At 73.4% G+C, this 11,054-nt stretch carries 9 protein-coding genes; 3 read left to right on the top strand and 6 right to left on the bottom strand.

Annotated elements, in window-relative coordinates:
• Positions 1-110: 110 nt before the first annotated feature.
• Positions 111-1,715: an alpha/beta hydrolase gene (locus tag ACZ5OX_RS38650; protein ID WP_465636822.1), complete on the bottom strand. Its 1,605-nt coding sequence runs from the start codon at positions 1,713-1,715 to the stop codon at positions 111-113.
• Positions 1,716-1,860: 145 nt separating this feature from the next.
• On the opposite strand from ACZ5OX_RS38650, the gene ACZ5OX_RS38645 reads away from it, so the two are divergent.
• The 3 genes from ACZ5OX_RS38645 to ACZ5OX_RS38635 all read left to right on the top strand — a co-directional run bounded on the left by ACZ5OX_RS38645 (position 1,861) and on the right by ACZ5OX_RS38635 (position 5,994).
• Positions 1,861-3,213, top strand: a complete 1,353-nt coding sequence (locus ACZ5OX_RS38645) for an MFS transporter (RefSeq protein WP_465636820.1) — start codon at positions 1,861-1,863, stop codon at positions 3,211-3,213.
• Positions 3,214-3,359: 146 nt separating this feature from the next.
• A complete protein-coding gene (locus ACZ5OX_RS38640; RefSeq protein ID WP_465636818.1) occupies positions 3,360-4,250 on the top strand; it encodes an SAM-dependent methyltransferase in 891 nt (296 codons plus the stop codon).
• Positions 4,251-4,368: 118 nt separating this feature from the next.
• Positions 4,369-5,994 (top strand): purple acid phosphatase family protein, encoded by a 1,626-nt coding sequence (locus tag ACZ5OX_RS38635; protein WP_465636816.1) that lies wholly within the window; start codon positions 4,369-4,371, stop codon positions 5,992-5,994.
• A 37-nt stretch (positions 5,995-6,031) separates the two neighbouring features.
• Here the strand turns inward: ACZ5OX_RS38635 and ACZ5OX_RS38630 are convergent, their stop codons facing one another.
• The 5 genes from ACZ5OX_RS38630 to ACZ5OX_RS38610 all read right to left on the bottom strand — a co-directional run bounded on the left by ACZ5OX_RS38630 (position 6,032) and on the right by ACZ5OX_RS38610 (position 10,831).
• Complete coding sequence (locus ACZ5OX_RS38630; RefSeq protein WP_465636814.1) at positions 6,032-7,576, bottom strand: cytochrome P450 family protein; 1,545 nt, start codon at positions 7,574-7,576, stop codon at positions 6,032-6,034.
• 72 nt (positions 7,577-7,648) lie between these two features.
• Positions 7,649-8,302 (bottom strand): GTP-binding protein, encoded by a 654-nt coding sequence (locus ACZ5OX_RS38625; RefSeq protein WP_465636812.1) that lies wholly within the window; start codon positions 8,300-8,302, stop codon positions 7,649-7,651.
• Entirely contained in the window at positions 8,283-8,645 is a 363-nt protein-coding gene (locus ACZ5OX_RS38620; RefSeq protein ID WP_465636810.1) for a DUF742 domain-containing protein, read from the bottom strand. The genes ACZ5OX_RS38625 and ACZ5OX_RS38620 overlap by 20 nt, the downstream gene beginning before the upstream one ends.
• A gap of 78 nt (positions 8,646-8,723) precedes the next feature.
• Positions 8,724-9,110 (bottom strand): roadblock/LC7 domain-containing protein, encoded by a 387-nt coding sequence (locus tag ACZ5OX_RS38615; protein WP_392877274.1) that lies wholly within the window; start codon positions 9,108-9,110, stop codon positions 8,724-8,726.
• A gap of 17 nt (positions 9,111-9,127) precedes the next feature.
• Positions 9,128-10,831: an ATP-binding protein gene (locus ACZ5OX_RS38610; protein WP_465636809.1), complete on the bottom strand. Its 1,704-nt coding sequence runs from the start codon at positions 10,829-10,831 to the stop codon at positions 9,128-9,130.
• Positions 10,832-11,054: the final 223 nt, after the last annotated feature.

Below are 11,054 nucleotides of genomic sequence, written 5' to 3'. Positions count from 1 at the left end.
CCCCCCCCCCCCCCCCCCCCCCCCCCCCCCCCCCCCCCCCCCCCCCCCCCCCCCCCCCCCCCCCCCCCCCCCCCCCCCCCCCCCCCCCCCCCGCTGGGTGGGTCGAGCGGTCAGTCCGTCGGGCAGTGGATGCCGGCGGCCGGGACGGTGCCGTCCAGCAGGAAGGCGTCCACCGAGGCGCGGATGCATTTGCTCGCGCCGTACCCGGTGTGGCCCTCGCCGTCGCGGCTGAGCAGGACGGCGTTGCCGAGCTCGGCGGTGAGCTTCTCGGCCCAGGCGTACGGCGTGGCCGGGTCGCCGGTGGTGCCGACGACCACGATCGGGGTGGCGGCGGCCGACTTGATCGTGTGCGGCTTCTCGGTGGCGCGGAACGGCCAGATCCGGCAGTCCGGGTCGAACAGCGCGGCCGTCGGGTCGTGCCTGCTGACCAGCGGGGCCTTGGCGGCGAGGTCGGTCAGCGCGGCCTGCAGGGCCTCTCCGGCCGGGGCGTCGGTGGCGCCGTCGGCGCAGTGGATGGCGGTGTAGGCGTCCGCGGAGGGGCTGTAGTGGCCGTCCTTGTCACGGCCGTTGTAGCCGTCGGCGAGGTCGAGCAGGTAGTCGCCCTTGCCGCGGACCATCGCCCAGCCGATGGAGTTGCGCAGGCCGGTCCAGGCCTTCTCGCCGCCGTAGAGCCGGCTGAGCACACCGGTCCAGGCGATGCTGGAGGTCAGGGTGCGGCCCTTCTCCGTCTTGAGCGGCTTGTCCTTCAGCCCGTCGAGGAACGCGGCGAGCTTCTCCGCCGCCTGGTCGGGGTCCTTGCCGAGCGAGCAGGCGTCCTTGGTGACGCAGTCCGCGGCGAAGGCCTTCAGGGCCCGCTCGAAGCCGGCCTGCTGCTCGATGTTGTGCTGGACCAGCGAGGTGGAGGCCGAGGTGGCGCCGTCCAGGACGACCCGGCCGACCTTGTCCGGGAACTCCTCGGCGTAGAGCGAGCCGAGGTAGGTGCCGTAGGACAGGCCGAGGTAGCTGAGCTTCTGGTCGCCGAGGGCGGCGCGCAGCACGTCCATGTCCCGGGCGCTGTTGCGGGTGCTGACGAACGGCAGGACCTGGGCGTACTTGGCCTGGCAGGCGTCGGCCAGCTGCTTGCCGTGGTCGGCGGTGGCCTGGTCGGTGTCCAGCCAGCCGTCCCGGGCCTGGTCGTCCAGGCAGTTGAGCGGGCTGGTGCCGGCGGTGCCGCGGGGATCGAAGCCGACGATGTCGTAGCGGTCGTGCACCGGGCCGTCGAAGCCCTTGGGGTCGAAGGTGACCATCTGGACGCCGGAGCCGCCCGGGCCGCCGGGGTTGATCAGCAGCGAGCCGATCCTCTGGTCGGGCTTGGTGGCCGGGTTGCGGACCACGGCGACGTCCAGGGTGCCGGTGGCGGGGGCGGTGTAGTCGAGCGGGACCTTGAGGGCCGCGCACTGCAGCGCCGAGGTGTCCGCCTCGTTCCGCGCGTCCTTCGCGCACGGACCCCAGGCGAGCTGCTGGCCGTAGAAGGCCTTGAGCGCCGGGTCGGCGGCGCCGGTGGGCTTGACCGTCGGCGTCGGGGCCGCGGTGGCGCTCGGTGTCGTGGCGGCGGCCGAGGTGGTCGCGGGTGCGGCGGCGGTGCCGCCCCCGCCGGTGCAACCGGCCAGCAGGGCGGCGGTGGCGACGGCTGCGACGGCGGCGGGCAGGGCGCGCCGCGGGGTACGGGTGATCATGGAGTGCACCGCACACAAATATCACCTGCCCGTCACGTCAGTCACATGGGATTCTCAGGGTGCTGCGCAAAGGCGGCGCGCGACGCCGTGCGCCCGGGTGCGAGGAGTGATTCCCCGGGGGTCCGAACGGTGCCATGCTGAGGTCATGACAGAAAGCAGTGCGGTGGCCCCGCTCCGTCAGCAGGCGCAAGCCGACGGGCGGCGACGGGAGTTGGCCGCGGCGACGGTCGGCTCGGTGGTCGAATCCTTCGACTGGAGCATCTACGCCGTCCTCGCGCCCTACTTCGCGGCGGACCTCTTCGGGCACGGCAAGCACGGCGTCAGCGGCGTGCTCGGCGCGTACGTCACCTTCGCGGTGGGTTTCGTCGCCCGGCCGGTCGGCTCCTACCTGATCGGGCGGATCAGCGACACCCGCGGGCGGCGCTTCGCACTGAGTCTCGGCATGGCGGTGATCGCCGTCGCCAGCCTGGGCATCGCCGTGATCCCGGGCCACGGCACCATCGGGATCTGGGCGGCGCTGCTGGCCGTGCTCGCGCGGATCGTCCAGGGCCTCGCCTTCGGCGGGGAGGCGCCCAGCGTCGCCGCGTACGTGACCGAGACCGCCCCGCCGCGGCACCGCTTCGCCTTCAGCTCGGTCTCCTACGGCGGGATCATCATCGGCTCGCTGCTCTCCTTCGGGCTGCTCACCCTGCTGCTCCACACCATCGGCAAGTCCGGCCTGGAGAACGGTGGTTGGCGCTGGGGCTTCGTGGTCGCCGCGCTGCTCGGGCTGGCCGCCGGCTGGGTGCGGCGGTGGGCGCCGGAGAGCGCGGAGTTCCGCCGCGCCCGGGAGCGCGCGCGCCGCTCCGCCCGGCCGTCGATCCTGCGGACCCTGCGCGAGCACCGCTGGGCGGCACTCACCGTCTTCCTCAACACCCTGGGCGGGACGGTCGGTTACTACTTCGCGCTGGCGTACCTGCCGCAGTACGCCGCCGCCTACCACGTGATCGCCAAGGAGGAGGCGGCCTCCTTCATGACCGTGGTGCTCTGCGTCGTGCTGGTCACCATGCTGCTCACCGGCGCCGCCGCCGACCGCTTCGGCCTGCTGCCGGTCGCCCGGCTGGGATTCGGCCTGCCGATCCCGCTGGTCGGGGTGCTGCTCGCGGGGCTGCGCCAGGGCTGGCTGCCGTTCCAGGTCGTCGCCGTGGTGCTGGGGATGCTGGTGGCGACGGTGCTCGGCACGCTCAACGTCTTCACCGGGCTGCTCTTCCCGACGGAGGTGCGGGCGGTCGGCCTCGGCGTGGTCAACGCGGCCACCATCGCCGCGTTCGGCGGCACCTTCCCGCTGCTCGCCGAGTGGCTGGGCTCCCGGAACCTGCTGGGCGTCATCCCGGTGTACGTCACCGTCTGCACGGCGGGCCCGGCCGTCGCGCTGCTGACGGCGATGAGGGTGCCGTCCTTCGCGGCGGCCGTCCGAGGGGCGGAGCGGGCGGTCCAGCGGACACCGGGAACCGCCTGACGGACGGTCATCCGCTGTGGTTGAGTGGTCCGGACCATCGCTGAGCGGGGAGGGCGAGCGTGGACACGGACGCATCGGGTACCGACACATCGGGTACCGACACATCGGGTACCACCACACCGGGTGACGGCACACCGGGTGACGGCATGTCGGACTTCGACCTGCCGGACTTCGACCTCTCGGACGACCGCGCGCCGGGGGCCGGTCTGTCGGAGAGCTGGCTGACCGAGCCCGGGTTCGAGGAGCGGCCGCCGGTGGACCTGCACACCGACCGGGCGCACTCCGCCCGGGTCTACGACTACCTGCTCGGCGGCAAGACCAACTTCCCGGCGGACCGCGAGGTCGGCGACCGGGTCCTCGCCGAGTTGCCGGGCGTGCGCGCGGACGCCACCGCCGCCCGCGCCGTGATGCACCGGATGGTCCGCCGGCTCGCCGAGGTGCACGGCGTCCGCCAGTTCCTGGACGTCGGCACCGGCATCCCCACCGCGCCCAACCTGCACGAGGTCGTGCAGGCCGTCGACCCGGCCTGCCGGGTGGTCTACGTCGACAACGACCCGATCGTGCTCGCCCACTCGCGCGCGCTGCTCACCAGCACTCCCGAGGGCCGTACCGCCTACGCCCAGGGCGACCTGCGCGAACCGGAACGGTTCCTCGCCGACCCGGCGGTGGCCGCCACCCTGGACCTGCGCCAGCCGGTCGCCCTGACCCTGATCAACATCGTCCACTTCCTCTCCGACGAGGCCGTGCACCCGCCCGTCCGCAAGCTCATGGACGCCCTGCCCGCCGGCAGCTTCCTCGCCCTCTCCGCCGCGACGGCCGACCTCGCGCCGGAGCGCGCCGAGATCGCCTCCCGCCGCTACGCGGAGGCCGGGATCACGCTCCACTTCCGCTCGCGGGAGCGCGTCGAGCGCTTCTTCACCGGGCTGGAGCTGGACGACCCGGGCGTCGTGCCGGTGAACCGCTGGCACCCGGAATCCGCCGGGGCCCGGGGCGGCGACGAGGTCGGGGTGTACGGAGGAGTCGGTCGCAAGGCGTAGTCGAAGCCCACCATTTCTGACGTTCCGTCAAATCGATCCGTCAAAACGATCGTCTTTACGTGCACATGTCATTAAAGTGACTGCCCGTCGAACCCCCCACTCGACAGGCGGAGTTTTCATGACCATTGCACGCAGGTCCATCCTCAAGGGCACCTCGGCGGCCGGAGCCGCCCTGGTGGCGGCGGGCACGACGGCGGCCGCGCAACCCGCGGCCGCCCAACCGGCCGACGACGCCCCCACCAGCCCGCTGTTGCTGACCACCCCGCACCGCGCCGGAACGGCCGGAGTGGCCGGACTGCACCTCCAGTTCGGCACCGACGCCGGCACGGAGATGACCGTCTCCTGGCTCACCCCGCAGTCCGTACGCCGCCCCCAGGTGCGGTACGGCTCACCGGACGGCGGCCTCGGCCGGGTCGTCCAGGCCGAGACCCGCACCTACCGGGACTCGATCGACAAGGTCGAGGTGTACGTCCACCACGCGCGGCTCACTGGCCTGCGCCCGGGCACCACCTACCTCTACAGCGCCGGCCACGACGGCGCCACCGCCGAGACCGGCACCTTCACCACCGCCCCGCGCGGCCGCGCCCCCTTCACCTTCACCAGCTTCGGCGACCAGGGCGCGCCCAACCTCCGCCGCCGGATCACCTTCCCCGACGGCATGCCCTCCCCGCTCGGCAAGTACCCGGTGTACATGAGCAGCCAGGTCGGCACCTCGGCCTCCGCCGACATCGTCGCCGCCGTCGAACGCGTCGGGCCGCTGTTCAACCTCGTCAACGGCGACCTCTGCTACTCCTCCTACGCCGGCCGCCACGGCCAGAGCCGTACCGCGACCTGGGCCGACTGGTTCATCAGCAACAGCCGGTCCACCCGGCTGCGGCCCTGGATGCCCTGCGTCGGCAACCACGAGAACGAGGGCGGCAACGGCCCGATCGGCGCGCTCGGCTACCAGGCCTACTTCGACCTCCCCGAGTCCTCGGCCTCCTCCGACGAGGAGACCAGGGGCATGTGGTACGCCTTCACCGTCGGCTCGGTGCGGTTCATCAGCCTCGCCAACGACGACGAGGCGATCCAGAACTCCGGCGACGTCTACCTGCGCGGCTACTCCGGTGGCGCCCAACGGCGCTGGCTGGAACGGGAGTTGCGGTCGGCCCGGAACAACCGGGGGATCGACTGGATCGTCGTCTGCATGCACCACCCGATGATCTCCAGCTCGATGCACGGCTCCGGCAGCGACCTCGGCCTCCGGGAGGCCTGGGGCCCGCTGTTCGACGCCTACGGGGTCGACCTGGTGGTGTGCGGCCACGAGCACTACTACGAGCGCTCCCACCCCGTGCGCGGCACCCTGCCCAACGACACCCGCACCCCGGTGCCGACCGGTACCCGCACCGACCTGATCGACACCGGGCGTGGCACCGTCCACATGATCATCGGCGCCGGCGGCAACACCGCCACCACCCAGGACGACCTCTTCCAGCAGCCCAAGGGCCGGGTGGTGGTCGGGCTGGAGGACCCGAAGCCGGGTGCGCCGTACCGGGAGTCGATCTGGCTCACCGAGGACGCGCCCTGGGCCGCCGTCCAGGACCGCGAGCACGCCCACGGCTTCGCGGCCTTCGAGGTCGACCCGGGCGACCGGCGCGGCGGCACCACCACGATGAAGGTCACCTACTACACCTTCGATGGGCCGCACGGCGACCTCAGCCCGGTGGACACCTTCACCCTGTACCGGCGCCGCACGGACGGCTGACCGGGCCCGTCCCTGCCGACCCGTACGACCGGGCCGCTCAGCGCCGGAACAGGCCGGTGAGCGCGTCCCACCAACTGCGGCGCTGCGCCGGGACCGTCGGGGCCGCCTGCCCCGACGGTCCGGCGCGCTCGGCACCCCGGGCCGCCGGGACGGCCGGTTCCGGCGCGGCGTCCGGCCGGTCCGCGGCCGCCCGGGCCGGTGCAGCGTCCGCCTGCTCCGCCCTGGCCTGGTCCGCCTCCGCCTGCTCGGCCTCCGCCACCGAGACCGGGTCCGGTTCGATGTCGCGGGCCGTGAACTCCACCGGCAGCGCCGTCAGATGACGGGAGATCCAGGCCGAGCTCCAGGTCAGCTCCTCCTCGGGCACCGCGAGCCGGACGTCCGGCAGCAGGGTGAGCAGGATGTCGATCCCGGCCTCGGCGACGTGCCGCCCGATGTCCTGGCCGGGGCACTCGTGCGGCCCGGCGCCGAAGGACACGTGGGAGCGGTTGCCGTACAGCGGTGCCGTCAGGTCGGGCCGGACCACCGGGTCCACGTTGCCGGCCGCGAGCCCGAGCAGCAGCAGGTCCCCGGCGCTGATCCGCTGCCCGCCCAGCTCGGTGTCGGCGGTCGCCCAGCGGCCGGCCACCAGGGACATCGGCGGGGAGTCCCAGAGCACCTGGTCCAGCGCCTCGCCCAGGGTCATCTGGCCGCCGGAGAGGTGGGCGCGGAAGCGCGGGTCGGTGAGCACCATCTTCAGCGAGTCGGCGATCAGGTTGACGGTGGTCTCGTTCGCGGCCAGCAGCACCACCCGCAGGTGCTCCATCACCTCGTCCTCGGTCAGCCCGGCCGGGTGCGCCAGCAGGCGGCTGGTCAGGTCGTCGCCCGGGCTCTCCCGCTTGATGGCGATGGTCCGGCGCAGACCGGCGACCACGTACTCGTTGCTGGCGATCGCCGTCTCTGTGCCCTTCATCAGGTCCCGGGCGGCGGTCACCAGCTGCGGCCCGTACTCGTCCGGCATGCCGAGCAGCTTGGTCATCACCAGCATCGGCAGGTGCTCGGCGAACTGGGAGATCAGCTCGGCCCGCCCGGTCGGCCCGACCACCTGGACCAGGTCGGTGGTGAAGCGGCGGACGTGGCGGCGGATGCCGCGCCGGTCGAAGCCGTTCAGACCGTCCAGCAGGGCGCCGCGCAGCCGGCGGTGCTCGTCGCCGTCCGCGAACACGCAGATCGGCTGCCAGGCGACCACCGGCAGCAGCGGGGAGTCCGCCGGGACCTCGTTGTTGCGGAAGGCGCTCCACAGGCGCGAGTCCCGGGAGAACAGCGAGGGGGTGCGCATCACGGTGATGTTGGCGCCGTGGCCGAGCACCAGCCAGGCCCGGTGGTCGCCGTGCAGCAGCACCGGGGCCACCTCGCCGTGCTCGGCGCGCAGCTTCTCGTACAGGCCCGCCGGGTCGGTCTCGGCCTCCGGGCCGTACAGCCGGCGCAGGCCGCCGGGGCCGGTCGGGGAGACGGCGCCGCCGCCCGCGTGGGCCGGGCAGCCGGGCGGCGGGACGGCGGCCGACGCGTGGGCGGGGCCGGCGGGTTCGGGGAACGGGGTGGTCAAGGGGGTCTCCGGTCGCGGATGGGGTTCGGTGACGGGTGGTCGTACGCTCGTACGTTCGCCCGGTCGTACGGGCTACAGGGTCGGGGCCGACGGTGCCGGGACTGACGGTGCCGGGTCTGACGGGGCGGCCAGCTCGTACAGGTAGTGCATCAGGGTCATCAGGGTGTCCCGGCTGGACTCCCGGCTGCGCGCGTCGCACATGACGATCGGCACCTCGGGCGGCAGGTCCAGCGCGCCCCGCAGCTCGTCGACCGGAACGGCCGGCGCCTGCGCGAAGCCGTTGACGGCCACCACGAAGGGCACGCCGCGCTCCTCAAGCCGCCCGATCACCTCGAAGCTCACCTCCAGCCGGCGGGTGTCCACCAGCACCACCGCGCCCAGGGCGCCCTCGAACAGGCCGTTCCAGAGGAACCAGAACCGCTCCTGGCCGGGGGTGCCGAAGACGTACAGCACGAGCCGGTCGCTGATGCTGATCCGGCCGAAGTCCATGGCCACGGTGGTGGAGGTCTTCTGCTCCACCCCGGTCGGGTCGTCCACCCCGATCCCGGCCTGGGTCATGGTCTCCTCGGTGGTCAGCGGGCGGATCTCGCTGACCGAGCTGACCAGCGTCGTCTTGCCGACGCCGAAGCCGCCGACGACCACCACCTTGACCGCCATGGTGACGGTGTCCGGCAGCACGTCCGCGCCGGCCGGCCCGACCACCGTGTCAGAGTCGTTGAAGTCCATGGATCACCGCCTCCAGCAGGGCACGGTCGGGGAGTTCCGCCGCGGGCACGGCGGCGCTGCGGGCCTCGATCAGCCCGTCGTCGAGCAGGTCCGCCAGCAGCACGATGACCACGCTGACGGGCAGTTCCAGGTACGCGGAGACCTCCGCGACCGAGAGCGGGGAGCGGCACAGCCGCAGGATGGCGGCCTGCTCCGGCTGGTGGGCGGGGTTCGGCTCCGCGCGGGAGACGATCAGGGTGACCAGGTCGAAGACCCCCGGTCCGGCGGGGCCGCTGCGGCCCCGGGTGATCACGTACAGCCGGTCCGGCTCAGGGCCGTCCCAGCCACCCTGCTCGGCCGTCATGCCACCGCCTCACTGTGCTCGTTCATGTGCCCGTCCCGCCGCCGGAACCCGTCGCGGCGGGACGGGCCGGGCGCCCGTTCACGCGACCGCCTCGGGGTTGCGCGGCGGCGTGGAGAGGTGCTCGCCGATCCGGGCGACCAGGTCGCGCATCTGGTGGCTCACCAGCCCGGCGTCCACGCCCTCTTCGGCGAGCACCGCGAGGTAGGCGCGGTCGCCGGCCGCCATCAGGTAGAAGTAGCCGCCGTCCACCTCGATCACCACCAGCCGCATCGAGCCGTCGCCGTGCGGGAACTCGTGGCCGATCGCGCCGGCCAGGCTCTGCAGCCCGGCGCAGGCGGCGGCGAGGCGGTCGGCGGTGTCCGGGTCGGTGCCGTACTGGGCGATCCGCAGGCCGTCGGCGGACAGCACGATGACGTGGCGCACGCACGGGACGCTGTGCGCGAGGTCGTTGAGGATCCAGTCCATGTTGCTGCGGTGCGGAATCACTGCTCGCCCTTCCCTGCCGTGTCTTCACTGGTGTCTGCGGCGCCGGTGTGTCCGGATCCCGTGCCGCGTCCGGTGCCGCCCGGCCCGGACGGGCTCGGACCGGTGCCCTTGATGCCGTTCATGAACTCCTCCAGCCACAGGCCGGGCTGCTTCGGCTCCCTGGCGGGGCGCGACGCCTGGGCCGGCGGTCCCGTCATCGGCCCCGCCGACGGACCGGGCACCGATCCGGGCATCGGCCCGGACGGCTGGGCCATCGGCCCGGCGGGCTGGGCGGCGGCGCGCGCGGCCCCGCCGTAGCCGCCCCGGGGCACCATCGGGCGGCTGCGCCGGCGCTGCGGCAGGCCGTTGGGCGTCCACTCGGTCACGATCACCTCGTCGTCCCCGGCGCCCGGGCCGGAGGGGCCCCACGGGTTGGTCGAGCCGTAGGACGGCCCGACGCCGGCGGAGGTCGTCCGGGCGCCCCAGGGGCGGCCGGGGGCCGCGTGCCGGGGCGGGTTCGGGGGGAGCGGGCGGGGGCCGGAGAACGCGCCGATCCCGTGCGCCCGCCCGGTCGGCGGCGCGGTGGTGAGCAGGGCCTGCGGCACGACCAGCACTGCCCGCACGCCGCCGTACGCGGAGCGGCGCAGCGAGATCTGGAAGCCGTACGCCTGGCAGAGCCGGCCGACGATGGCGAAGCCCAGCCGGGGGGACTCGGTGAGGTCGTCGAAGTCCTTGGAGACCATCGCCTCGCGGATCGAGCGCTCGGCGCGGAACCGGGCCTCGTCGGTGAGGCCGAGGCCGCCGTCCTCGATCTCGATCGCCATCCCGCTCTGCACCTCGGAGGCGCTCAGGTGCACGTGGGTGTGCGGCGGGGAGTAGCGGGTGGCGTTGTCGAGCAGCTCGGAGACGGCGTGGATCAGCGGTTCGACGGCCGGTCCGGTGACCGAGATCTGGGCCACCGGGTGCAGGTCTACCCGCTGGTACTCCAGGATCCGGGACATGCCGCCGCGCAGCACGCTGTAGAGCGCGATCGGACGGGTCCACTGGCGGCCGGGGCGGGCGCCGGACAGGACGGCGATGCTGTCGGCGAGGCGGCCGGTCAGCGCGTTGCCGTGGTCCAGGCGCAGCAGGTCGTCGAAGACCGCAGGGTCGTTGCCGTGCCGGTCCTCCATCTCCCGCAGGTCCTTGGCCTGCCGGTGGATGATGGCCTGCAGCCGGCGGGAGATGTTGACGAAGGCCCGCTCGGCCGAGTCGCGCCGGCTGACCTCGTCGTCGACGGCCTTGGCGACGCCCTCGGCGACGGCCACCAGGGAGCGGCGGAACCTCGGCGAGACGGGTGCGTCGCCCTCCTCAAGCGGGCGGGTCAGGATGTCGAAGGAGTAGCCGTACCGGGCCCCGGCGACGACCCTGCGCATCTCGCCCCGGGCGAGCCGGTCCAGCTCGTCCTCCTGCCCGACCAGCCGGCGTTGGAGGTCCTCGACCTGCCGGGCGTGCCGGTCGCGCGACTCACTCAGCGCCCGCCCGCGGCGGGCCGACTCGGCGGCCACCACGGCCACCAGCACGGTGCCCGTCGCCCCGCACCACAGCACCTCGGCCCGGGCCCCGGCGGACACCACCGCCGCGGCGACCGCCACGGCCGCCGCCATCACGGCCGTCGGCAACAGCCAGCCGAGCAGGGGCGCTCGGCGCCGTCTGGTGGGCGACGATCCAGCTCGAAGCATTCAGCATCCTCAGACAATCGGAACAGTACGGGGACAAACGGGGGACCGGCTCCGGAGGCGTGGTGGTGCAGCATAGCCAAGTTCAGGACATCCTGACCGAAAGTCAAAAATACTGTCCCGCAACCGACTTGTTGCAACCTGTCGGACAACACCGACATTCCGCACACCAGTCGCAACCCGGACCGGCCACCCCGCCCCACCAGGCTTCTCTCCCCGCCGCCCG

The organism is Kitasatospora sp. NPDC032121 (assembly GCF_055580145.1).
The sequence above is the reverse complement of the archived record's forward strand: the minus strand, read 5'-3'. Positions and strand labels throughout refer to the sequence as shown.